Source organism: Streptomyces sp. NPDC002838, from assembly GCF_040295365.1.
GTDB lineage: Bacteria > Actinomycetota > Actinomycetes > Streptomycetales > Streptomycetaceae > Streptomyces.
The window spans coordinates 122,491-147,266 of sequence record NZ_JBEOVF010000013.1 but is presented as its reverse complement, the minus strand read 5'-3'; the positions used below and the strand labels follow the sequence as shown (position 1 = coordinate 147,266).

At 69.9% G+C, this 24,776-nt stretch carries 17 protein-coding genes; 13 read left to right on the top strand and 4 right to left on the bottom strand.

Annotation, left to right across the window (positions count from 1 at the left end; translation table 11 throughout):
- The first annotated feature begins 53 nt into the window (after positions 1 to 53).
- The 5 genes from ABT063_RS19210 to hflX all read left to right on the top strand — a co-directional run bounded on the left by ABT063_RS19210 (position 54) and on the right by hflX (position 7,147).
- The gene (locus tag ABT063_RS19210) at positions 54 to 557 is read left to right on the top strand and encodes a hypothetical protein (protein WP_351058594.1); all 504 of its coding nucleotides are present in this window, start codon (positions 54 to 56) and stop codon (positions 555 to 557) included.
- 49 nt (positions 558 to 606) lie between these two features.
- Positions 607 to 1,476: a diaminopimelate epimerase gene (gene dapF / locus ABT063_RS19205; RefSeq protein ID WP_351058542.1), complete on the top strand. Its 870-nt coding sequence runs from the start codon at positions 607 to 609 to the stop codon at positions 1,474 to 1,476.
- A 209-nt stretch (positions 1,477 to 1,685) separates the two neighbouring features.
- Positions 1,686 to 3,863 carry a RelA/SpoT family protein gene (locus tag ABT063_RS19200; RefSeq protein ID WP_351058540.1) on the top strand — a complete coding sequence of 726 codons (2,178 nt, stop codon included), beginning with the start codon at positions 1,686 to 1,688 and terminating at the stop codon, positions 3,861 to 3,863.
- 98 nt (positions 3,864 to 3,961) lie between these two features.
- On the top strand, positions 3,962 to 5,470 hold the full coding sequence (locus ABT063_RS19195; protein WP_351058539.1) for a M1 family metallopeptidase: 1,509 nt from the start codon (positions 3,962 to 3,964) through the stop codon (positions 5,468 to 5,470).
- A 183-nt stretch (positions 5,471 to 5,653) separates the two neighbouring features.
- The gene (gene hflX, locus ABT063_RS19190; RefSeq protein ID WP_351058538.1) at positions 5,654 to 7,147 is read left to right on the top strand and encodes a GTPase HflX; all 1,494 of its coding nucleotides are present in this window, start codon (positions 5,654 to 5,656) and stop codon (positions 7,145 to 7,147) included.
- Positions 7,148 to 7,213: 66 nt separating this feature from the next.
- Here the strand turns inward: hflX and ABT063_RS19185 are convergent, their stop codons facing one another.
- Positions 7,214 to 8,422 carry a trypsin-like serine peptidase gene (locus tag ABT063_RS19185; protein ID WP_351058537.1) on the bottom strand — a complete coding sequence of 403 codons (1,209 nt, stop codon included), beginning with the start codon at positions 8,420 to 8,422 and terminating at the stop codon, positions 7,214 to 7,216.
- Positions 8,423 to 8,603: 181 nt separating this feature from the next.
- Positions 8,604 to 9,827, bottom strand: a complete 1,224-nt coding sequence (locus ABT063_RS19180) for a trypsin-like serine peptidase (RefSeq protein ID WP_351058536.1) — start codon at positions 9,825 to 9,827, stop codon at positions 8,604 to 8,606.
- A 554-nt stretch (positions 9,828 to 10,381) separates the two neighbouring features.
- Between ABT063_RS19180 and ABT063_RS19175 the strand changes: the two genes are divergently transcribed.
- From ABT063_RS19175 to ABT063_RS19160, 4 genes are all read left to right on the top strand, one after another.
- Positions 10,382 to 11,968: a diaminobutyrate--2-oxoglutarate transaminase family protein gene (locus tag ABT063_RS19175; protein ID WP_351058593.1), complete on the top strand. Its 1,587-nt coding sequence runs from the start codon at positions 10,382 to 10,384 to the stop codon at positions 11,966 to 11,968.
- 205 nt (positions 11,969 to 12,173) lie between these two features.
- The gene (locus tag ABT063_RS19170) at positions 12,174 to 14,306 is read left to right on the top strand and encodes an IucA/IucC family protein (RefSeq protein ID WP_502990842.1); all 2,133 of its coding nucleotides are present in this window, start codon (positions 12,174 to 12,176) and stop codon (positions 14,304 to 14,306) included.
- 39 nt (positions 14,307 to 14,345) lie between these two features.
- Positions 14,346 to 15,170: a GNAT family N-acetyltransferase gene (locus tag ABT063_RS19165; protein ID WP_351058535.1), complete on the top strand. Its 825-nt coding sequence runs from the start codon at positions 14,346 to 14,348 to the stop codon at positions 15,168 to 15,170.
- 332 nt (positions 15,171 to 15,502) lie between these two features.
- Positions 15,503 to 17,476, top strand: coding sequence for an ATP-dependent DNA helicase (locus tag ABT063_RS19160; protein ID WP_351058534.1), 1,974 nt, complete (start codon positions 15,503 to 15,505; stop codon positions 17,474 to 17,476).
- Positions 17,477 to 17,627: 151 nt separating this feature from the next.
- Here the strand turns inward: ABT063_RS19160 and lexA are convergent, their stop codons facing one another.
- Positions 17,628 to 18,407 (bottom strand): transcriptional repressor LexA, encoded by a 780-nt coding sequence (gene lexA / locus ABT063_RS19155; protein ID WP_046257039.1) that lies wholly within the window; start codon positions 18,405 to 18,407, stop codon positions 17,628 to 17,630.
- A 562-nt stretch (positions 18,408 to 18,969) separates the two neighbouring features.
- Between lexA and nrdR the strand changes: the two genes are divergently transcribed.
- Complete coding sequence (nrdR, locus tag ABT063_RS19150) at positions 18,970 to 19,527, top strand: transcriptional regulator NrdR (RefSeq protein ID WP_351058533.1); 558 nt, start codon at positions 18,970 to 18,972, stop codon at positions 19,525 to 19,527.
- A 164-nt stretch (positions 19,528 to 19,691) separates the two neighbouring features.
- Positions 19,692 to 22,565 (top strand): vitamin B12-dependent ribonucleotide reductase, encoded by a 2,874-nt coding sequence (locus ABT063_RS19145; protein WP_351058532.1) that lies wholly within the window; start codon positions 19,692 to 19,694, stop codon positions 22,563 to 22,565.
- Between the two features lie 106 nt (positions 22,566 to 22,671).
- On the opposite strand, the gene ABT063_RS19140 is transcribed toward ABT063_RS19145, so the two are convergent.
- Positions 22,672 to 23,205, bottom strand: a complete 534-nt coding sequence (locus ABT063_RS19140; protein WP_351058531.1) for a TerD family protein — start codon at positions 23,203 to 23,205, stop codon at positions 22,672 to 22,674.
- A 149-nt stretch (positions 23,206 to 23,354) separates the two neighbouring features.
- On the opposite strand from ABT063_RS19140, the gene ABT063_RS19135 reads away from it, so the two are divergent.
- Together ABT063_RS19135 and ABT063_RS19130 are read left to right on the top strand one after the other, a co-directional pair.
- A complete protein-coding gene (locus ABT063_RS19135; protein WP_351058530.1) occupies positions 23,355 to 23,960 on the top strand; it encodes a YdbC family protein in 606 nt (201 codons plus the stop codon).
- Between the two features lie 153 nt (positions 23,961 to 24,113).
- Complete coding sequence (locus tag ABT063_RS19130; protein WP_351058529.1) at positions 24,114 to 24,773, top strand: histidine phosphatase family protein; 660 nt, start codon at positions 24,114 to 24,116, stop codon at positions 24,771 to 24,773.
- The last annotated feature ends 3 nt before the right edge of the window (positions 24,774 to 24,776 follow it).

The following is a 24,776-nucleotide window of genomic DNA, read 5'->3' as shown; positions in this document are numbered from 1 at the left end:
ATCATCGAGCTTCGATCGACCAAGTGGAGTCCGAGTTGGGAGGGCGCGTGGCGATGGAGGCCGGCCCTCGCGACACCGCACGAAGCACCGATCCCCTCACCGCCGAAAGTGGTGAAGCGGAGCAGGACGGCGACCGTCTGAGCCCTGACGGGCCCGACGAGACGCAGGGCGGTGTGACCGACGACGGCCCCGAGCCCGAGGAGATGTTCCCGGGCGGGCCGGAGGTCGAGGTCGAGCTGCGTCCGCAGCGCCGACTGCGCATTTGGCAGCTCGCGCCCATCGTGTCCCTGGCCGCGGTCGGCTCCCTGATGTTCGCGTTCCCGCTCGCCTTCGACTTCGGCGACAGCGGGGCCGTGATCGCCATGCTCGGGCTGCTGATCTGCTCCTGCGCGGCCGGCTGGGGCATGACGGCCGCCCGCCGGGTGGGTTACACGTGGCCCGGGCTGCCGCAGCGGGGCTCCGGTCGCCGGCCGGACTGGCGGGTCGCCCTCGCGTACGCGCTGGTCGTGGCCGTCGTGGTGGTGCTGGCCGTCTGGCGCGTGGCCCGGCTGCGCTGACGCCCCCTGTGGGCACCGCGGTGTCGTAGGGGCACCGTACGATCGAGGCATGAGCACGCGGATCGCCTTCCTCAAGGGCCACGGCACCGAGAACGACTTCGTGATCGTCCCGGACCCCGAGAACGCCGTCGACCTGCCCTCCGCCGCCGTCGCCGCCCTGTGCGACCGCCGCGCGGGCATCGGCGGTGACGGCCTGCTGCACGTGGTGCGGTCCGCCGCGCACCACGAGGCCGAGCACATGGCGGCCGAGGCGGAGTGGTTCATGGACTACCGCAACGGCGACGGCTCGATCGTGGAGATGTGCGGCAACGGCGTGCGGGTGTTCGCGCGCTACCTCCAGCGCGCCGGGTACGCCGGTGAGGGCGACCTCGCGGTCGCCACGCGCGCGGGCGTGAAGACCGTGCACATCGCGAAGGACGGTGACATCACCGTCGGCATGGGCAGGGCGCTGCTCCCCGACGGGGACGTCACCGTGAGTGTCGGCGAGCGCAGCTGGCCCGCGCGGAACGTGAACATGGGCAACCCGCACGCCGTGGCCTTCGTGGACGATCTCGCAGACGCGGGCAACCTGTTCTCCCCGCCGCCCTTCAGCCCTGCCTCCGCCTACCCGGAGGGGGTCAACGTCGAGTTCGTGGTCGACCGCGGCCCCCGGCACGTAGCCCTGCGCGTGCACGAGCGCGGCGTCGGCGAGACCCGCTCGTGCGGCACGGGCGCGTGCGCCGTCGCCGTGGCCGCCGCCCGCCGGGACGGCGCCGATCCGGCCGTCACCGGTGCCCGGGCGACGTACACCGTCGACGTGCCCGGCGGCACCCTGGTGATCACCGAGCGGCCCGACGGCGAGATCGAGATGACCGGCCCCGCGGTGATCGTCGCCGAGGGGGAGATCGATGCGGAGTGGCTGGAAAACGCTGTTCGATGACCGACCGCAGGTCACATGGCCCGAAAGCGTAAACCCACAAGCCCTCGCTCGAATGGGTGATCCGTTTCACGCTCGGCGAGAGGCGGTCAGGCACGCGTGATGGGCTCGGTAGCATCAAGCACCGGCCCGGACGGGGGACCGATGCCATCCCCTGAGCCGTGTCCGCCCTGGGGCACCCCGTCCGCCGGTCCACGCAGCCGGAGGTGCCCATGAGTGCGGAGGCCACAAATCCTGCGAGCCCAGGCCCGGTGGTGACATCGGGCCCGGCGACGTCAGGCCCTGTGACGCCGACAGCACCCCGCAGGAAGGCCCGTGCCCGGCTCGACCTGCGCCGCCTGGGCCGGGCCGCGCTGCTCGGCCCCGCCGCCCGCGACCGGCTGCCCGACGCCATCGGCCACGTGGTCGAGGCCCACCGCGCCCACCACCCCGACGCCGACCTGGAACCGCTGCGCCGCGCCTACGTCCTGGCCGAGTCCTCGCACCGCGGCCAAATGCGCAAGAGCGGTGAGCCGTACATCACACACCCCCTCGCGGTGACCCTGATCCTCGCCGAACTCGGCGCCGAGACAACGACCCTGACGGCTTCTTTGCTCCACGACACCGTCGAGGACACGGACGTGACACTCGATCAGGTGGGCGAGCAGTTCGGCGCGGAGGTCCGCTTCCTCGTCGACGGCGTCACGAAACTGGAGAAGGTCGACTACGGCGCCGCCGCAGAGCCCGAGACCTTCCGCAAGATGCTCGTCGCCACCGGCAACGACGTCCGCGTGATGTCGATCAAACTCGCCGACCGGCTGCACAACATGCGCACCCTCGGCGTGATGCGCCCCGAGAAGCAGGAGCGTATCGCCAAGGTGACCCGGGACGTCCTCATCCCGCTCGCCGAACGGCTCGGCGTCCAGGCCCTCAAGACCGAACTGGAAGACCTGGTCTTCGCGATCCTGCACCCCGAGGAGTACGAGTACACACGGGAGTTGATCGTCGACAACGCCTCCCGCGCGGACGACCCGCTCGCCGAGATGGCAGAGCGGATGCGTACCGTCCTCAGAGACGCCGACATCCCGGCCGAAGTCCTCATCCGGCCCCGGCACTTCGTCTCCGTGCACCGCGTGGCCCGAAAACGCGGCCGCCTACGGGGTTCCGACTTCGGCCGCCTGCTCGTGCTGGTCAACGAGGACGCCGACTGCTACGGCGTGCTGGGCGAACTGCACACCTGTATGACGCCCGTCGTCTCGGAGTTCAAGGACTTCATCGCCGTCCCCAAGTTCAACCTGTACCAGTCGCTGCACACCGCCGTGGCCCGCGAGGACGGTCAGGTCGCCGAGGTCCTCATCCGCACCCACCAGATGCACAAGGTCGCGGAGGCCGGTGTCGTCGCGCTCGGCAATCCCTACGCTCCTCCTTCGGAGGAGCGGACCGACGACGGCACCGCTGACGGCGAGCGTGCCGACCCCACCCGCCCCGGCTGGCTCTCCCGCCTGCTCGACTGGCAGGAGGCAGCGCCCGACCCCGACACCTTCTGGTCAACGCTCCGCGAGGACCTCGCCCAGGACCGCGAGATCACCGTCTTCCGGCCCGACGGCGGCACACTCGGCCTGCCGGACGGCGCGACCTGCGTGGACGCCGCGTACGCGCAGTACGGCGAGGACGCGCACGCCTGCATCGGCGCCCGCGTCAACGGCCGCCTGGCGACCCTGAGCACGGTCCTGGGGGACGGCGACACCGTCCAGCTCCTCATGGGCCAGGACCCCGCCTCCGAGCCCTCCAGGGAGTGGCTGGAGCACGCCCACACACCCGCCGCCCGGATCGCCATCCAGCGGTGGCTCGCCACGCATCCGTCGCACGACGACACCCGGCAGGAAGCGGAACGGGCCGAGGCCCCCCGGCCCTCCTCCGACGGGCCCGCCGCCGACGTCCCGGCCACCCGTCCGGCCGGCGCCAACGCCATCGTCGACCAGCCCGGCGCGACCGTACGGCTGGCCGGCTGCTGCACACCCGTACCGCCCGACGGGGTGATCGGCTTCGCCGTCCGCGGTGGAGCGGTGACCGTCCACCGCGTGGAGTGCGCGGCGGTGGCGCGTATGAGGAGCGCGGGGCGTGTGGAGGTCGGCGTGCGCTGGGGCGACACCACCGGGTGCCGGGTCACGCTGTTCGCCGAATCGTTCGGCCGTCCCCATCTGCTCGCGGACCTCACCGAGGCCATGGCCCTCGAGGGCGCCGAGATCGTCTCGGCCATCGTCGAACCTCCGAGCCAGCAGCGCGTCCGCCACACGTACACGCTCCAACTCCCCGACGCGGCCCTCCTGCCCGCTCTCATGCGGGCCATGCGCAACGTGCCGGGCGTGTACGACGTGAGCCGGGCGCAGCCGCAGACGCCCGGTACCTGAGGCGCTCGCTGGTCTGTTTGCCTGTTCGCCGACCCGTTCGAGTGGGCCGGGCGCGCGTCGTCGCCGTCCGGCACGCGCGCGCTGGTAGCCGTGGGTCCATGCTGCTCACCCCCCGCACCAGGACCCCCCGACGCTTGAAAGCGGCCTCGCTGCTAGCCTCGGCCGTCTCCGTCTGCCTCGTCGCCGCGAGCGCCCCAGCCGACCCGCTGGGCGTCGGCGACCGCCTCTTCCCGTACCTGGGCAACCCCGGGTACGACGTGGCGTCGTACGACCTCTCCTTCACCTATCCCGGCACCAACAGCAAGCCCCTCCAGGCGGTTACCACCATCAAGGCTTGGACGACGACTTCGCTGAACCGCGTCAACCTCGACTTCACGCACGGCAAGGTCCACTCGGTCAACGTCGACGGCAAGCCCGCGGCCTTCACGAGCGCCGGCGAGGACCTGGTCGTCACCCCCGGGAAGCCGCTGCCCAAGGGCAGCTGGATGCGGATCACCGTCCGGCACACCAGCGACCCCGTCTCCCCCAAGGGCCGGGAGGGCGGCTGGGTACGGACCGCGGACGGCCTCGCCATGGCCAACCAGGCCGACGCCGCCCACCTCGTGTTCCCGTGCAACGACCACCCCTCCGACAAGGCTCTGTACACCATCAGGGTCACCGCGCCCGACGGTTACACGGCCGTCGCCAACGGCCTGCCCACCAGCGTCGATCGGGCCGGCCGGGCGACCACCTGGACGTACCGGACCCGGCACCCCATGGCCACCGAGCTCGCTCAGGTGTCCGTCGGCCGCTCCACCGTGCTGCGCCGCACCGGCCCGCACGGCCTGCCCGTACGGGACGTCGTGCCCACCAAGGACCGCGCCGAGCTCGAACCGTGGCTGAAGAAGACCTCCGACCAGATCGCCTGGATGGAGCGCAAGGTCGGGCCGTACCCGTTCGAGACGTACGGCGTGCTCGTGGCCGCGGCGGACACGGGATTCGAACTGGAGACGCAGACCCTCTCCCTCTTCGAGAGAGACCTGTTCACCGACCCCGCCCACCCCGAGTGGTACGTCGAGTCGATCATGGTGCACGAGCTGGCCCACCAGTGGTTCGGCGACAGCGTCAGCCCTCGCACCTGGTCCGACCTGTGGCTGAACGAGGGGCACGCCTCCTGGTACGAGGGCCTGTACGCGGAAGAGAAGGCGGATCGGCCCCTGGAAGCGCGGATGAGGGCGGCGTACGCCGCCTCCGACGGCTGGCGCCAAGCCGGCGGGCCCCCTGCCGCCCCCAAGACGCCCCGGCCCGGCCAGAAGATCAGCATCTTCCGGCCGAACGTCTACGACGGCGCCGCGCTCGTCCTGTACGCGCTGCGCCAGGAGATCGGCCGACTGGCCTTCGACCGCCTGGAACGGTCCTGGGTGACCCGTCACCGGGACGGTGTCGCCACGACCGCGGACTTCGTCGCCCTCGCCAAGGAGATCTCCGGACGCGACCTGGACGCCTTCTTCAAGGCCTGGCTGTACGGCGAGAAGACCCCGCCGATGCCCGGGCACCCGCACTGGAGGTCGCTGGCACCGGGCAAGGCGGCCGAGGCAGCCCCCGGAGAGGGCCACGCCGCCCGGTGAGAGACCACGGAATAAGACGGTGACGAGACGGGCCGTGCCGTGCGACCATCTTCAGGTCGGCGCGGCACGGGACACGGGAATCCCCCGGGGGACTCGTGCGTTGTGAGCAGTGACGGACCAGTTCAGAAGCTCCGCTTCCGCTCTGTCGCCGCCATCGGAATCCCCAAACGACGTAAGGATCCAATGACCTCCTCTTCATCCCCTTCCCAGGACACTGAGCGCCTCGCGCATGCCTACCCCGAAAATCTTCGGGCCGATGCCCTGATGGAAGAGGACGTCGCCTGGAGCCACGAGATCGACGGAGAGCGGGACGGCGAGCAGTTCGACCGCTCCGAGCGCGCGGCTCTGCGCCGTGTCGCGGGCCTCTCCACCGAGCTCGAGGACGTCACCGAGGTCGAGTACCGCCAGCTCCGCCTGGAGCGGGTCGTGCTCGTCGGCGTCTGGACCTCGGGGACCGCGCAGGACGCGGACAACTCCCTCGCGGAGCTCGCCGCCCTCGCCGAGACCGCGGGCGCGCTCGTGCTCGACGGCGTGATCCAGCGCCGAGACAAGCCCGACGCGGCCACCTACATCGGCTCCGGCAAGGCCGACGAGCTGCGGGACATCGTCCTCGAATCGGGCGCGGACACCGTCATCTGCGACGGTGAGCTCAGCCCGGGCCAGCTCATCCACCTCGAAGACGTCGTCAAGGTCAAGGTCATCGACCGTACGGCCCTGATCCTCGACATCTTCGCCCAGCACGCCAAGTCCCGAGAGGGCAAAGCGCAGGTCGCGCTCGCGCAGATGCAGTACATGCTGCCGAGGCTGCGCGGCTGGGGTCAGTCGCTGTCCCGGCAGATGGGCGGCGGCAAGGGCGGCGGCCTCGCCACCCGTGGTCCCGGTGAGACCAAGATCGAGACGGACCGGCGTCGGATCCGCGAGAAGATGGCGAAGATGCGCCGGGAGATCGCGGACCTGAAGACGAGCCGCGAAATCAAGCGCCAGGAGCGCAAGCGCCACAAGGTGCCGTCCGTCGCCATCGCGGGTTACACCAACGCCGGCAAGTCATCCCTGCTCAACCGCCTCACGGGCGCGGGCGTGCTGGTGGAGAACGCCCTGTTCGCGACCCTCGACCCGACCGTGCGCCGGGCCGAGACCCCGAGCGGACGGCTGTACACGCTGGCCGACACGGTCGGCTTTGTACGACACCTGCCGCACCACCTGGTCGAGGCGTTCCGCTCCACCATGGAAGAGGTCGGCGAGTCCGACCTGATCCTGCACGTGGTGGACGGCTCGCACCCGAACCCGGAGGAGCAGCTGGCCGCCGTGCGCGAGGTGATCAGGGACGTCGGCGCCACCGCCGTGCCCGAGATCGTCGTGATCAACAAGGCGGACGCGGCCGACCCGCTGGTGCTCCAGCGTCTGCTGCGGATCGAGAAGCGCTCCATCGCGGTCTCGGCCCGCAGCGGCCAGGGCATCGCGGAGCTGCTCGCGCTCCTCGACAACGAGCTGCCCAGGCCGTCGGTCGAGATCGAGGCACTCGTGCCGTACACCCACGGCAAGCTGGTCGCCCGTGCCCACGACGAGGGCGAGGTGATCTCCGCGGAGCACACCCCGGAGGGCACCCTGCTCAAGGCGCGGGTGCACGAGGAACTGGCGGCGGACCTCGCGCCGTATGTTCCGGCGCCGGTCGCGTAGCTGTCGTAACCAAGGCTGAAGGCCCGCCCCTGTTCGTCGCAGGGGCGGGCCTTCAGCGTGTGCCTGTCACTGCCCGCCGTACGTCTTGCTCATGTTCTCGTAGAGCGCCTGGGCCTCCTGGCCCAGCTGCGGGCCCGCCAGCCAGGTGTTGTCGGTCGGACCGATCGACGTGTTGGAGACCAGCTTGGTCTCCCCGTCCACCACCCGGAACCAGCCGCCGCCCGACGAACCGCCGGTCATGGTGCAGCCGATGCGGTACATCGTCGGAAGGGCCGGGCTGAGCGAGAACCGGCCGGGCCGGTCGAGGCACTTGAACATCTTCAGGCCGTTGTAGGGCGGCGCGGCCGGGTAGCCCCAGGCGCCCATCGAGCCGACCTCGGTGGCGGACGGGGCGGAGAAGTCCACGTCCAGCGCCGCTCCGACCGTCTCTTCCAGCGACTTGGAGCCGGACTCGGGCTTCACATGCAGCACGGCGTAGTCGTACGCGGCACCCGCGCCGCCCGTCTCCGAGCCGCCCTGGATCCACTCGTTCGAGGTCGAGGCCCAGTCCGCCCACCAGCTGCCGTACGGGGCGATCTCCGACGGGTTCGCGTCGGTCAGCGCCGCCTCGGACTTGGCGAGGTCGTTGTAGGCCGGGACGAAGACGAGGTTGCGGTACCAGCCACCGCTGCCGCCGGCGTGCACACAGTGGCCGGCCGTCCACACCAGGTTGGACCTGCCCGGGTGGTTCACATCCTTGATGACCGTGCCGGAGCAGACGGCCGGGCCCTCGGGGGAGTCGAAGAAGACCTTGCCGACCGGGGCCGCGTTCTGGTGGTACGGCGTCTTCTCGGCCGTGGCCTCGACCGGCGCCGGATCCGGGTCGCTGACGCCCTGGTCGGCGGCGGCGTCCTTCGTCGAGACGGTCTTGTTGGCCTCCTTCGCCGACTTCATCCGCTCGGGCTTCCACAGGCCCTCGATCACCGGGTTGACGAAGTCCTTGGCCTCACTGAGCCACTTGTCCTTGTCCCAGTCCTTCCAGCCACCGGCCGCCCACTGATCGACATCGATGCCGTGCTCCTTGAGCTTGTCGGCGATGCCTGCCGGAATCCGGACCTTGCCCTGGTCGATCGCCTGGGAGGCAGCGGCGCCGGGCTCGCCGGCGGTGTCCCCGCCGGAGCCGCCGGAGCCGCCGCAGGCGGTCGCGGTCAGCGCCAGGGCCGCGAGCAGCCCGGTGGCGGCGAGGAGGGCGCGTCGCCCGTGCCGTGGCGCGGCGGGCGTACGTGTGGAACGCATGGTGCGGGAACCCCCGTTGTGCAAATGTCATGTACTTGTCATGCGGCTGTCCTGCGCAGAGACCCTTGTGATCTCCCCTGTGGACGACACCCCACTATGCCCGTGGAGTTGCGGGTGAACGGCGGCGAGGTGGTGAAGGTTTCTCCGAGACACCCCACCGCCGTCCCCCCTCAACGGCCGGTCACTGCCCCGCGAACTTCTCGCTCACCGAGTCGTACACGCCCTTGGCCGCATCACCCAGTCGCGGACCCGCCAGCCAGCCCGCGGTCACCGGGCCGATCGAGGTGTTGGAGACCAGCGCCGGCTTGCCGTCCGAGCCCGTCGCCACCCAGCCGCCGCCGGACGAACCGCCGGTCATGGTGCAGCCGATGCGGTACATCGTCGGGTCCGAGGCGCTGAGCGACAGCCGTCCCGGCTTGTCCTGGCACTGGTACATCGTCTGGCCGTCGAAAGGCGCCGCGGCCGGGTAGCCGGTCGCCGTGATGCCCTCCACCTTCGCCACGGACGGAGCCTTGAAGTCCACCGGCAGCGCCGAACCGACCGTCTCCTCCAGCGACTTGCCGCCGCTGCCCTCCTCCGGCGTCACGTGGATGACGGCGAAGTCGTACGACGCGCCGTCACCGCCCGTCGCACCGCCCTGCTCGATCCACTGGTCCGAGGTCTGCGCCCAGTCGCCCCACCAGACGCCGTACGGAGTGACCTTCTCCTTGGCGGCGCTCTCCAACTGTGCCGCCGTCATTCCCTCGTTGTTGTACGACGGCACGAACGCGATGTTGCGGTACCACCCGCCGTTCTTGCCGGCGTGTACGCAGTGGCCCGCCGTCCACACCAGGTTGGACTTGCCGGGATGGGCCGGGTCCTGCACGACTGTCGCCGAGCAGACCATCGTGCCCTCCGGGGAGTCGAAGAACACCTTGCCCGCTTCGGCGGCGTTGGCGTGGTACGTAGGCGCAACGGCGTTCGCGTCCACCGGGGCGGGCTCCGGGTCGGTCACGCCCTGGTCACCGGAGAGGTCGCTGTCGTCGACGGCGTTGTCCGGGTCCTCGGCGCCCCGCATCCGGTCCGGGTCCCACAGCCCCTCGATGATGGGGTTGATGTACTCGTCGGCCTCGCGCAGCCAGTCGTCCTTGTCCCAGTTCTTCCAGGCGCCGTTCTTCCACTTGTCGATGTCGATCCCGTGCTCTTTGAGCTTGTCCCTGATGTCGTCCGGGATCGTGATCTTGCCGTCGCCCCCGGACGAGGCGGAGGGGGTGACCTCGCCACCGGCCTCGGCATCGCCCGAGTCGCAGGCGGTGGCGGTGAGCGCGAGCGCCGAGGCGAGGGCGACGGCGGCCAGCACGGGGGAGGTTCCGCGGCGCGCGTTCCTCCCCCGACGAGCGGTGAACGACGGCCGTATGGATCGCATGGTCTGACTCCCCCTGGTGTGAACGAGCTGAGCGCTGTGCCGTGCTCCCACGCGTGGTCGGACTGAACTCGCGCCGACATCACGGCGCGTGGGAACGGCATCACACACTATGCGCTCGCTGTGGGGGACTACCGATGGAACGGCAACGGTTCCGTCACGGCAAGGATCTTGAGGCAACCCGTAACCCGGTGAGTGGTCCGGGGTTGGTAGCGGTGGGGGAGCGGTGCGGGCAACGGCGGGGGCTTGGCCTGCCGCCGGTGACGGTCGGTCGGGTCCCCGTGCCTAATTCCCCCGGGTTTTCGAGTGATCGCTCGCTGGGGTGCGTATGTCGGGGTGGGGGGCGCGTCGGGCGCGAGGGCGCGAGGGATTGCTTGCCCCTGGACAGGGAGAGGACGGCGAGACACGTGACCGAGACTGTGTCCGGGGGAAGTTCCGAGTCGGCGGGGGTGCGAGGGCCGGCGGAGGTGCGCGAGTCCCTGGGGGCATCCGAAGGCGCAGGGACGTGTCCGGCCGCGGGAGTGCATCTGGATGCCAGGACGCACCGGGCCGCGGAGCTGTCCGGTCACGCGGAGCTGTCCGCAGTACGTGATGCTGCGGGGGCGCGCTTCTCGCACGAGGGGATCCTGCGGCGCCAGTCGGCGCGCGAGTCGGCGGCACGCACCTACGCGCGCGCCCTGCCGATCGTGCCGGTGCGGGCGCGCGGACTGACCATCGAGGGCGCGGACGGCCGCCGTTACCTGGACTGCCTCTCGGGCGCGGGGACCTTGGCCCTCGGCCACAACCACCCCGTGGTCCTGGAGGCGATCCGCAAGGTCCTCGACTCGGGCGCACCGCTGAGCGTCCTCGACCTGGCGACCCCCGTCAAGGACGCCTTCATCACCGAACTGTTCCAGACCCTGCCGCCCGGACTCGCCGACCGCGCGCGGGTGCAGTTCTGCGGACCGGGCGGTACGGACGCGGTGGAGGCCGCGTTCAAGCTCGTGCGGGCCGCGACCGGGCACACGGGCATGCTCGCCTTCACCGGCGCCCACCACGGGATGACCGACATCGCACTCGAAGCATCGGGCCTCGCCTGCGACATGCGGGTCGCGCGCCTGCCCTATCCGCAGGACTACCGCTGCCCGTTCGGCGTCGGCGGCGCACGCGGCGCCGAACTCGCCGCCCGCTGGACCGAGTCCGTCCTCGACGACCGCGAGTCGGGGTTCCCCCTGCCCGCCGGGATGATCCTCGAACCCGTCCAGGGCGAGGGCGGGGTGATTCCCGCTCCTGACGCGTGGATGAGGCGCATGCGCGAGATCACGGCCGCCCGGTCCATTCCGCTGATCGCCGACGAGGCCCAGACGGGCGTCGGACGCACGGGCGCCTTCTGGGCGGCGGACCACAGCGGGATCGCCCCCGACGTGATGGTCCTCTCCAAGGCCATCGGGGGCAGCCTGCCTCTGGCCGTCGTGGTCTACCGCGACGACCTCGACATCGGGGAACCCGGCGCCCGCACAGGCACGTTCCGCGGCAACCAGCTCGCCATGGCCGCAGGCACGGCGACCCTGTCCTACGTCCGCGAAAACCGCCTCGCGGAGCGAGCGGCGACGCTCGGCTCCCGCATGCTCGTCCAACTGCGCGAACTTGCCCGGGAGTTCCCCGTCATCGGTGACGTACGGGGCAGGGGCCTGATGATCGGCGTGGAGTTCGTGGACCCTGAGGGGGGTTCTGAGCCTGTTGGGGGCGGGGCGGGAGCCTTTGGCCTTGGGCCTGTCGGCACCGACGCCGACACAGACCCCGGCCGCCGCGGAGCCGCCGGCGCCGGAGCTTCGGGAAGCCTCGGCCCAGTCGAAGACATCAGGGGGCAGGCGGCGGGGCTGGGCCTCGCTCCCGGGCCTCGGCCTCCTGCCCCCGAACTCGCGGCCGCCGTCCAGCGGGAATGCCTGCGACGCGGCCTCATCGTCGAACTCGGAGGCCGGCACGCGAGCGTCGTACGTCTGCTGCCGCCATTGACGATCACCGACGAACAAGCGGCCGCAGTGCTGGACCGACTGGCCGACGCGGTGAAGGCGGTGGCCCAGCGCCATGCACGCGGCGAGGAGACGCACCAGCAGTGCGACCGGACCAGCCGGCACGGTGTCCGCGCCGAGCGGGCGGGGTAGCCCAGCGGCCGCGCCCCCGCGCGTTCCTACGCCGGCCCCAGCACTGCCTTTCCGCCCTGTACCGACCGACCTGTCCTCGAACACGACTCACCTCCAGTCGAACCGCTCGACTTCCTGAACGCCCCAGCCCCCCCCACGACTCGCTGCACTACGACGCCGACCAGCTCCGGCCGCGCGAGCCAGAACCACTCCGAGGAACAGAGCCTTGAACACCACCCCCGCACCCGACGGCCGTGCCCACCCGGACGGCCGATCTCCCTCCGGAGAGCAGACCTCCCGGCAACCAACACCCGCGTCAGCCACGACACGCGCCGTCCGACCACGGGTGGCGGCCTCGGGGCCGGGCGGAGAGACCGCGGCGCGGCGAGCACCGCGGAGGTCCCCCGAAGCCGAGCGGCTGCACCGCACCACCGCCGATCTCCTGGAGCATCCCGACCCCCATACGGCGGCCGAGGCCGCGGCCGTGGAGAACCTGCTGCGCTGCTGGGCGCGCGAAGCCAACCTCCCCGCCCCCGACACCGGCATCCTCCGCATCCCCCTCACCGTCAGCGGCACGGCCCTGCTCGCCCCGGTCCACTACTGGTCCCCGACGGGCTGGCACCGATTCGGCCTCCCGTACCTCGCCGACACCCCCGAGCAGGCCCCGCCGGTCGACGCCGTCACCCTCGCCGCACTACTCGCCCGGGAGACACGCGGCACCGGCTCTCCCCCCTCATCGACCGTCGGCGCCACCCCCGGGATCGGCACTGCTGCTTCCTCGATCACTGCCTTCGCCATCGCGAGCGATGCCGCCCCGCCCGAGGCCGGGATTCGCGTCCTCCCAGCCGACACTCCCACCCGACAGCCTGGTGCTCCCGCCCTGGCCGGCGGCGCCGACCTCGTCGCATGCGTGGCCGACTCGGTCCGGCGAACCGTCACCTTCGTCAGCGACCGCCGGAAACATCCTGCAGACACGCCCGACCTCTTCCTCGCAGCCGAACAGGCCCTCGTCCTCGGGCACCCTCTGCACCCCACCCCGAAGAGCCGCGAGGGTCTCTCCGAGGCCGAAGCGCACTCGTACTCACCCGAGTTGTGCGGCTCCTTCCCTCTGCACTGGATCGCTGTCGCCCCCTCCGTACTCGCCACCGACTCGGCCTGGACCGAACGCGGTCGCCCCGTCTCTGCCGCCCAACTCACCGAACGCCTCGCCGGCACCGGACTGCCGCTGCCCGACGGCCACACAGCCCTGCCACTGCACCCGTGGCAACTGCGCGAGGTCCGCCACCGCCCCGAAACCGCGGCCCTGCTCGACGCAGGACTCCTCCAGGACCTCGGCTCGCACGGTTCGCCGTGGCAACCCACCTCCTCCGTCCGTACCGTCCACCAATCCGGCGCCCCCGCCATGCTCAAGCTGTCACTGGGCCTGCGCATCACCAACTCCCGTCGTGAGAACCTCCGCAAGGAACTCCACCGCGGCGTCGAGGTCCACCGGCTGCTGCGCAGTGGTCTGGCCAAGCACTGGCAGGCGGTCCATCCGGGGTTCGACATTGTCCGCGACCCTGCCTGGATCGCGGTCGACGAGCCGGACGGCAGCCCGGTGTCCGGACTCGACGTGATGATCCGGCACAACCCCTTCAGTCCTTCGGACGACGTCTCCTGCATCGCCGGACTTGTCGCGCCCCGGCCTGACGCCCGACCAGGCGACGCCGCAGGCCGTCGGGACGCAGACCGACCACTCATGCGGTCCCGGCTGGCTCAGCTCGTCACAAATCTCGTCGTCCGGACCGGCCGTCCTCAGGGAGCCGTGGCCGCAGAGTGGTTCCTGCGTTACCTCGAGCAGGTCGTCCGCCCGGTGCTGTGGCTGGACGCGGAGGCGGGAATCGCCCTGGAGGCCCACCAGCAGAACACCCTGCTCCTGCTGGACAGCGACGGCTGGCCCGCCGGCGGCCGCTATCGCGACAACCAGGGCTACTACTTCCGCGAGTCCCGGCGCGCGGAACTCGACGCCCGGCTCCCCGGCATCGGCGAGCACAGCGACACCTTCGTCTCCGACGAGGTCACCGACGAGCGGTTCGCGTACTACCTCGCCATCAACAATGTTCTCGGCCTCATCGGCGCCTTCGGCTCCCAGCGCCTGGCCGACGAACGGCTGTTGCTCGCCGCCTTCCGCCGCTTCCTCGACGACGTGGCCTCCGGCCCCACCAAGCTGCCCACCACGCTGCCCGCCCGTCTGCTCGACTCTCCCGTCCTGCGTTGCAAGGCCAACCTGCTGACCCGCCTGCACGGCCTCGACGAACTCGTCGGCCCGGTGGACACCCAGTCCGTCTACGTCACCATCGCCAACCCCCTTCATCTCTGAGGACCATGACCCACCCCACCTCCTGAGAGGAGCCTCGCCGTGCCTCCCGCCGACGCGAGTGCCGACGCAGGCACCGCCCCCGTCGCCGACATCGGTACCGACACGAGCCCCGGTGCCGGCGAGAACCGCACCGACACCCTCGTCGGCTTGGGCCAGGACAACGAGGACACCCTGGACCTCCGCCTCCCCGACGAACTCCTCGCGCTCATCGAGGACGAGCGGACTGGCTCCCTCGCAGCACGGGCCCGAGACGACGGCATGGCACCGCCCGCCTTCGGTGTCTCCCCAGCAGACGACTTGCTCGACCGCGTCGCCGACTGGGGGCCGACCACCACCCCCGCAGGCGTGTTCCACCTCGTTCCCGTGCGCGTCGAGCGGGACCTACCGCTGGTCAGCCGTTGGATGAACGACCCCGCCGTCGCAGCGTTCTGGAACCTGGCCGGGCCACCGTCCATCACGGAGGAGCACCTGCGGGCGCAATTCACCGCCGACGGACGCAGCGTCCCGTGCCTCGGGATGCTGGAGGGCACGCCCATGAGCTATTGGGAGATCTACCGGGCGGACCTGGATCCGCTGGCCCGCCACTACCCTGCTCGACCCCACGACACCGGTATCCACGTCCTCACCGGAGGTCTCGCTGACCGCGGGCGAGGGCTCGGCAGCGCTCTGCTGAGAGCCGTGGCCGATCTCGTGCTCGACAGGCGGTCTGCCTGTGCCCGCGTCGTCGCGGAACCCGACCTTCGCAACATTCCCTCCATCGCCGCCTTCCTGGGCGCCGGCTTCCGCTTCTCCGCCGAGGTCGACCTGCCCGCCAAGCGGGCCGCCCTCATGGTCCGAGACCGGTCCCTGCGCCATCTCCTGTGACGCCGCGTCGCAGCGTCATCACTTTTGGTACACCGCCCGCGCCGATCCGGTTCCCACTCGCGCCGAATGTCTTTCAAGCCGAGTCGGCCCCGCCGTGACCGAGCCCGACCGCTGCCGAAACCGAGTCCGAATTCAGACGCGACCGAGCCGGCATCGGCCGGAATCGAAGCGATTCCGGCCCGCAATCGAGCCACCTCGGACCCGAACGTGCCCATCCAGCCCTCGACCGAACCCATCCGACACTCACCCGAGGAGCACCCGGTCTTGATCCCGCCCCTCGTCCCCGCCTTGATCACCCGTTTGTCAGTGCCGGGCCGTAGGGTGGTCGCGCTATGACGAAGCCCTCACTCCCCGAACTCCTGCATGCTGCCGTCACTGCCGTCGGCGGCACGGAGCGCCCCGGCCAGGTGACCATGGCCCAAGCCGTCGCGGACGCGATCGACGACGGCTCCCATCTGCTGGTCCAGGCCGGCACCGGCACCGGAAAGTCGCTCGGCTATCTGGTGCCCGCGCTCGCGCACGGGGAGCGCGTCGTCGTAGCGACCGCCACGCTCGCCCTCCAGCGCCAGCTCGTGGAGCGTGACCTGCCGCGGACGGTCGATGCGCTGCACCCGCTGCTGCGCCGCCGCCCGGAGTTCGCGATGCTCAAGGGCAGGTCGAACTACCTGTGTCTGCACCGCCTCAACGAGGGCGTCCCGCAGGACGAGGAAGAGGGCCTCTTCGACCAGTTCGAGGCGGCCGCCCCCACCAGCAGACTGGGCCAGGACCTGCTGCGGCTGCGCGACTGGGCGGACGAGACCGAGACCGGCGACCGCGACGACCTCACGCCGGGTGTGTCCGACCGTGCCTGGGCCCAGGTGTCGGTCTCGTCGCGGGAGTGCCTGGGCGCCTCGAAGTGCGCTTACGGCGCCGAGTGCTTCGCCGAGATGTCCCGCGAGCGCGCCAAGCTCTCCGAGGTCGTCGTCACCAATCACGCACTGCTCGCCATCGACGCCATCGATGGCGCCCCCGTTCTCCCGCAGCACGAGGTCCTGATCGTCGACGAGGCGCACGAGCTGGTCTCCCGCGTGACCGGAGTCGCCACGGGCGAGCTCACCCCGGGCCAGGTCAATCGCGCGGTGCGTCGCGCGGCCAAGCTCGTCAACGAGAAGGCCGCCGACCAGCTCCAGACCGCAGCCGAGGGCTTCGAGCGGTTGATGGAGCTGGCGCTGCCCGGCCGTCTCGAGGAGATCCCGGAGGATCTCGGCTACGCGCTCATGTCACTGCGGGACGCATGCCGTACGGTCATCTCCGCGATCGGCGCGACCCGCGACAAATCCGTCCAGGACGAGGACGCGGTCCGCAAGCAGGCGCTGGCCTCCGTGGAAAGCGTGCACGACGTGGCGGAGCGGATCACGAACGGCTCCGAGTGGGACGTCGTCTGGTACGAGCGGCACGACCGCTTCGGCGCCTCCCTGCGTGTCGCTCCCATGTCCGTCTCGGGCCTGCTGAGGGAGAAGCTCTTCGCGGACCGCTCGGTGGTCCTGACGTCCGCGACGCTGAAACTCGGCGGTGACTTCAACGGCGTCGGTGCCTCACTGGGCCTCGCCCCCGAGGGCACGGAGGGCGACGACGTTCCGCAGTGGAAGGGCGTCGATGTCGGCTCGCCCTTCGACTACCGCAAGCAGGGCATCCTGTACGTCGCGAAGCACCTGTCGCGACCCGCGCGGGACGGCGACCGCGCCGACATGCTCGACGAGCTCACCGAGCTGATCCAGGCGGCCGGCGGCCGCACGCTGGGCCTGTTCTCCTCGATGCGCGCCGCTCAGCTGGCCGCGGAGGAGCTACGCTCCCGGATCCCCGAGTTCCCGATCCTCCTTCAGGGCGAGGAGACCCTCGGCGAACTGATCAAGAACTTCGCGGCCGATCCCGGGACGTGTCTCTTCGGCACGTTGTCGCTCTGGCAGGGCGTCGATGTCCCCGGTCCGAGCTGTCAGCTGGTCGTCATGGACAAGATCCCGTTCCCGCGGCCGGACGACCCGCTGATGAGCGCCCGCCAGAAGGCGGTGGAGGACGCCGGCGGCAACGGCTTCATGGCGGTGGCCGCCACACACGCGGCCCTGCTCATGGCTCAGGGCGCCGGCCGCCTGGTGCGGGCTTCAGGAGACCGCGGTGTGGTCGCCGTACTGGACCAGCGACTTGCCACGGCCAGGTACGGAAGCTATCTGAAGGCGTCACTGCCCGACTTCTGGTACACCACGGACCGTAACCAGGTCCGGAAGTCGCTGGCCGCGATCGATGCGGTGGCGAAGCAGGCAGAGGCGTGAAAAGCGCGTTGGCCTGACCGCCACCGGTCAGGCCAACGTACGCGTCAGGGACGCCTGATGGTGTCCCGTACAGCACAGGACCCCGGAACCGGCGCAGGGGTCCCGGGGCCCGGTCAGGGGACGGGGCCGTCCGGCCCGCCCGCCGCAGCCGTCACACGCGCCGCAGCACCGCCACCACCTTGCCGAGGATGGTCGCGTCGTCGCCGGGGATCGGCTCGTACGCCGCGTTGTGCGGGAGGAGCCAGACGTGGCCGTCCTCGCGCTTGAAGCGCTTGACGGTGGCCTCGCCGTCGAGCATCGCGGCGACGATGTCGCCGTTCTCGGCGACCGGCTGGCGGCGGACGGTGACCCAGTCGCCGTCGCAGATGGCGGCCTCGATCATCGAGTCACCGACGACCTTGAGGACGAACAGCTCACCGTCACCGACCAACTGGCGGGGGAGAGGGAAGACGTCCTCGACGGACTCCTCGGCGAGGATCGGGCCACCGGCGGCAATGCGGCCGACCAGTGGGACGTACGACGCGGCGGGCTTTCCGGCGGTGTCCGTGGGCTGTGCCGAGGCGGCCTGGTCGGAGCCGCGCACCTCGTACGCGCGCGGGCGGTGCGGGTCGCGGCGCAGGAAGCCCTTGCGCTCCAGTGCCATCAGCTGGTGTGCGACCGAGGACGTGCTGGAGAGGCCGACCGCCTGGCCGATTTCCCTCATCGACGGCGGGTAGCCACGCCGCTGCACTGAGTCCCTGATCACCTCGATCACCCGGCGCTGCCTGTCGGTGAGTCCGGAGCTGTCCGCGCGAATGCCTGGAGGTCGGCCCGGCAGGGAACGCTTGTGTCCCTCGGGATTGGTGGCTTCGTTCATCGCATGCACCGGCTCGAGTCGGCCCTGGGAGCGGTCCTGGGCAGTGATGGTGGCACTGTCTGCGGTGGTGGTCACGTCGGCCCCTCTCGATGGTCTCCCTGCTGGACAACGGTAGTTGCTTTCGAAAGGTTGCGCCAAACACACGTTCGAGTGAAAAAGCGCGAATCGCCTGACTTGATCATGTGTCTGGGTGTATGGCTGACGCGGCGCCTGGCGGACAAAGCGGTGCATCGTTGTACTCTTCGCCGCCGAGGTGGCGACCTCGTGGGTTGCCGCCCCAGTTTGCCATCCGCCATCCCGTCAACCGGGAACCGGCCCCCATCTGTGCGGGAACCCCACGCGCCCTCCCTGTGGCGCTCACGCTATCTCCGCATGTGTCGTGGCGGTATGTCTGTGCGCTTCCGAGTGTCGGTGAGGCGGTACGGCCGCGGCCACTGCCAATACGGGCGCGACGCTCGCGTAAGGCGTGTATGTATGAGCCAATCCCCACATCTAGTGGTTGGATTGCAGCAGTGGCCCAGAAGTTGTGGTCCCCCGGGTCTTCGGGCCCTCGGCGATCGCCTATGCTTGGGGCTGCTTCTGGGGCCCAAGAGGTCTTTGAGGCTACTGAGTCTGCTGTGAGGAGGGTTGGGAGTTCATGCACTGCCCCTTCTGCAGGCACCCCGACAGCCGCGTCGTCGACAGTCGTACGACCGACGACGGCACGTCGATCCGCAGGCGCCGCCAGTGCCCTGACTGCTCCCGTCGTTTCACGACCGTGGAGACGTGCTCGCTCATGGTGGTGAAGCGGTCCGGAGTCACCGAGCCTTTCAGCCGTACCAAGGTCATCAACGGCGTGCGCAAGGCATGCCAGGGGCGGCCTGTCACCGAGGACGCGCTTGCCCAGCTCGGCCAACGGGTCGAGGAGGCTGTGCGGGCCACTGGAAGCGCCGAGCTGACCACCCACGACGTAGGGCTGGCCATACTCGGCCCGTTGCAGGAGCTCGATCTCGTCGCCTATCTGCGATTCGCCTCTGTCTACCGGGCGTTCGACTCGCTCGAGGACTTCGAGGCCGCCATCGCGGAACTCAGGGAGACGGGGCCCCCCGCCGTGGACGACGAGGACCGCGACGGCGCTGTCGCGGGGAGCCAGGAAGACGACAGCGGGTCCGGAGGGACTGCTCAGGTCCCTGAGCCCGCACGCACCGCCGACTGACCTGTGGGCCGGACCGGGGCCTCGGGCTCCGGATCCGGCCGGGTGGCGGCGACGAGAAGACCTGTTGCGGGCAGTAGCGAGGGTGCCCGCAACGCCAGACAGAACACCGTGCCACGGGAACATCGGGGCACTTCAGGGCGTTTTAGCCCGTACAGGGAGGCGGCATGACAGAGACGGCGAGCGGTCCGGCACGGAGTTCCCGCGCCAAGGGCACCAAGGCGGCCAAGGGACTGCGCATCGAGCGCATCAACACCACCCCCGGCGTGCACCCGTACGACGAGGTGGCCTGGGAGCGCCGTGACGTCGTCATGACCAACTGGCGCGACGGCTCGGTCAATTTCGAGCAGCGTGGCGTCGAGTTCCCCGATTTCTGGTCGGTGAACGCGGTCAACATCGTCACCAGCAAGTACTTCCGGGGTGCCGTCGGCACCCCGCAGCGCGAGATCAGCCTCAAGCAGCTGATCGACCGCATCGTGAAGACGTACCGGAAGGCCGGCGAGGACTACAAGTACTTCGCCTCGCCCGCCGACGCCGAAATCTTCGAGCACGAGCTGGCGTACGCCCTCCTGCACCAGATCTTCAGCTTCAACAGCCCTGTCTGGTTCAACGTCGGCACGGCTCAGCCCCAGCAGGTCTCCGCCTGCTTCATCCTGTCCGTCGACGACTCCATGGAGTCGATCCTCGACTGGTACAAGGAAGAGGGCATGATCTTCAAGGGCGGCTCCGGCGCCGGCCTGAACCTCTCCCGCATCCGTTCCTCCAAGGAACTCCTCTCCTCCGGTGGCAACGCCTCCGGCCCGGTCTCCTTCATGCGCGGTGCCGACGCCTCCGCAGGAACGATCAAGTCCGGTGGCGCCACCCGCCGCGCCGCCAAGATGGTCATCCTCGACGTCGACCACCCCGACATCGAGAACTTCATCGAGACCAAGGTGAAGGAAGAGGAGAAGATCCGCGCCCTGCGCGACGCGGGCTTCGACATGGACCTGGGCGGCGACGACATCACGTCCGTCCAGTACCAGAACGCCAACAACTCGGTCCGTGTGAACGACGAGTTCATGAAGGCGGTCGAGCAGGGCGGCAAGTTCGGCCTCCGCGCGCGGATGACCGGCGAGGTCATCGAAGAGGTGGAAGCCAAGACCCTCTTCCGCAAGATGGCCGAGGCCGCCTGGGCCTGCGCCGACCCCGGCATCCAGTACGACGACACCATCAACCACTGGCACACCTGCCCGGAGTCCGGCCGTATCAACGGCTCGAACCCCTGCAGCGAGTACATGCACCTGGACAACACGTCCTGCAACCTCGCCTCGCTGAACCTGATGAAGTTCCTGAAGGACGACGGCAAGGGCAACCAGTCCTTCGAGATCGAGCGCTTCGCGAAGGTCGTCGAGCTCGTCATCACGGCGATGGACATCTCCATCTGCTTCGCGGACTTCCCGACCCAGAAGATCGGCGAGAACACGCGCGCGTTCCGCCAACTCGGCATCGGCTACGCCAACCTGGGCGCCCTGCTGATGGCGACCGGTCACGCGTACGACTCCGACGGCGGCCGCGCCCTCGCCGGCGCCATCACCTCCCTGATGACCGGCACGTCGTACAAGCGCTCCGCCGAACTCGCGGCGGTCGTCGGCCCGTACGACGGCTACGCCCGCAACGCCCAGCCGCACCTGCGCGTCATGAAGCAGCACTCCGACGAGAACGCCAAGGCCGTCCGCGTGGACGACCTGGACACGCCGATCTGGGCCGCCGCCACGGAGGCCTGGCAGGACGTGCTGCGTCTCGGCGAGAAGAACGGTTTCCGTAACTCCCAGGCGTCCGTCATCGCCCCGACCGGCACCATCGGTCTCGCGATGTCCTGCGACACCACCGGTCTCGAGCCCGACCTCGCCCTGGTCAAGTTCAAGAAGCTGGTCGGCGGCGGCTCGATGCAGATCGTCAACGGCACCGTCCCGCAGGCCCTGCGCCGCCTGGGCTACCAGGAGGAGCAGATCGAGGCGATCGTCGCCCACATCGCCGAGCACGGCAACGTGATCGACGCCCCCGGCCTCAGGCACGAGCACTACGAGGTGTTCGACTGCGCCATGGGCGAGCGCTCCATCTCCGCGATGGGCCACGTCCGCATGATGGCCGCGATCCAGCCGTGGATCTCCGGCGCGCTCTCCAAGACGGTCAATCTGCCGGAGTCGGCGACCGTCGAGGACGTCGAAGAGGTCTACTTCGAGGCGTGGAAGATGGGCGTCAAGGCGCTCGCCATCTACCGCGACAACTGCAAGGTCGGCCAGCCCCTCTCCGCCAAGACCAAGGAGAAGGCCGAGGAGCCCGTCGCGGAGACCAAGGTCGAGAAGGTCGTCGAGTACCGCCCGGTCCGCAAGCGCCTCCCCAAGGGCCGTCCCGGCATCACGACGTCCTTCACCGTGGGCGGCGCCGAGGGCTACATGACCGCCAACTCCTACCCGGACGACGGCCTGGGCGAGGTCTTCCTGAAGATGTCCAAGCAGGGGTCAACCCTCGCGGGCATGATGGACGCCTTCTCCATCGCTGTCTCCGTGGGCCTGCAGTACGGCGTGCCGTTGGAGACGTACGTCTCGAAGTTCACGAACATGCGCTTCGAGCCGGCCGGTATGACGGACGACCCGGACGTGCGGATGGCGCAGTCGATCGTCGACTACATCTTCCGCCGCCTGGCGCTCGACTTCCTTCCTTTCGAGACGCGTTCCGCACTCGGTATCCACTCCGCCGAGGAGCGCCAGCGCCACCTGGAGACGGGTTCGTACGAGACCTCCGAGGACGAGGTCGACGTCGAGGGCCTGGCGCAGTCGGCGCCGCGCGCACAGGAGCTGAAGGCCGTCGCCGCTCCGAAGGCCGAGGTCGAGGCGGCCAAGCCCGCTCCGCAGCAGGCCCACACCAGCGCCGAACTGGTGGAGATGCAAATGGGCATCCAGGCCGATGCCCCGCTCTGCTTCTCCTGCGGTACGAAGATGCAGCGGGCGGGCTCCTGCTACATCTGCGAAGGTTGCGGCTCGACCAGCGGCTGCAGCTGACACCGGGTCGGGGGCGTCCCCGCTCGACAGACAGTCCCTGAAGCAGTCCCCGAAGAGGAGGGGCGCCGGCCACGCGCCGACGCCCCTCCTCGCCGTATTGAACGCCTCAGGCCCGGCGCGTGCGGCCCATGATCGCCGTGAAGGACGTGGGGTCGTCCTCGAAACCGTGGATGCCGGGGTGGAAGTCCCAGACGCCGGACTCCTCCCGGAGGAACTCCGCGACCGTCGCCGCCGTCGCTCCGAGCACGCCGCCGAAATTGTCCTCGGCCAGGTCGGTGTAGCCCTCACGTATGCGCAGGGCCGGGTTGATCACACTGACGAAGGTGCGCCGGCCGGGGCGCTGCTGGATGACGACGCCGACCACCACGCGCGCGTAGCGGGCGTCGAGCCGGTCGAGTTCCACCGTCAGGACCTCGTCCCAGCCGAAGCCCTTGCCGTCCTTGCTGTCGCGGTTGAGGTAGATGGTGCCGTCGGGGGAGCGGCTGTCGAAGTGCACCACATAGGCGGGATCCCCATACGGATCGCTCGCCAGGTAGGTCGCGGCGACTATGTCCAGATCGCTGGGCGGCTGCCCCGCGGGACTCGGGTCCCACTTGAGGGCGATCTCGACCTTGCGGATCCCCTTGCTGAGGCCGTTCACCAGACTTCCCCTTCCCCCTGTGTCGCCGACCCGAACTTCCGGGCAGGCACGGCAGGTTGTCCATCCTGCCACGCGTCCGGGGGAGCTTGCGGACGAGCTCTCCGTCCGAGCGTGACCGGCGCCACGCTCCGTGGCCTTACGATGGCGCGGTGCTGGTCAAGTGGATTCGCTGCACCGTGGTGGACCGCCGGGGGTTCGAGCGGGGGCAGCGAAAGTGGGCGGGGCTTCTGGGGGAGCCGGGGTTTCGGGGACAGGGTGGGGGCTGGAGCAGGGGACGGCAGGGTGTGGCGCACATCTTCGCCTTCTGGGAGAGCCGTGCCTTCTACGACTCCTTCATGGCTCGCTCCCACGACCGGCTGGCGGCGGCCCAGTCCGGCACCTTCAAGGACATCCAGGCCAAGCTGTTCGATTACCGCTTCGATGTGAAGACCGGCTTCGAACCGCGGTTCACGGACGCCGACCTGGTGCGGGTCGCCCTCTGCCGTGTCCACGAGGAGCGTGCCGAGCACTTCACGCTGATGCAGGAGAAGGTCTGGAACCCGGCGATGGCCGGCTCACCCGGCATGATCCGCGGACTGTTCGGCGAGGCGCCGGGAAACGAGTTCCTGGTGCTGTCGATGTGGCGGTCGGCCGCCGAACACGGCAAGTACCGCACCGAGCGCGTGGAGCGGCTCGCCCTGCGTGCCCAGACGGAAGCGGACGTCGCGTCCCTCACGGGCGACATCGTGGAGCTGGAACCGACCTGGACAGTTTGATGTCCGGACCTCGACCCGTGCACGGCGGTTTGAAATCCGGACCCGTTCGATCGTGCGCCTTGGTGTGGTACGCCGTGCGGGAAGTGTGTGACCTACGCTGTATAGAGCCCGTACGAGTGCTCTATGGGACCTCACTCGATCTAGGGTTTTGGCATGGCACGACCACGGCGCATCGTCCTTGTCCGACACGGCGAGTCAACGGGCAATGTTGATGACACCGTGTACGAGCGCGAACCCGACCACGCACTGGCGCTGACCGAGCGGGGCTGGCGGCAGGCCGAGGAGACGGGCAAACGGCTGCGCGAGGTGTTCGGCCGCGAGCGGGTCAGCGTGTACGTCTCCCCGTACCGCCGCACGCACGAGACGCTCCGGGCCTTCCACCTGGACCCCGAGCTCATACGAGTGCGCGAGGAGCCCCGGCTGCGCGAGCAGGACTGGGGAAACTGGCAGGACTGTGACGACGTCCGGCTTCAGAAGTCCTACCGGGACGCGTACGGCCACTTCTTCTACCGCTTCGCCCAGGGCGAGTCCGGTGCCGACGTGTACGACAGGGTCGGCGGCTTCCTGGAGAGCCTGTACCGCAGCTTCGAGGCCCCCGACCACCCGCCGAACGTGCTGCTGGTGACCCATGGCCTGGCCATGCGCCTGTTCTGCATGCGCTGGTTCCACTGGACGGTCGCGGAGTTCGAGTCGCTGTCGAACCCGGGGAACGCGGAGATGCGGATGCTCGTTCTCGGGGACGACGGCAAGTATGTGATGGACCGGCCCTTCGAGCGCTGGCGGGATCCGGAACCGTACGGGATCACTGGATAGGGT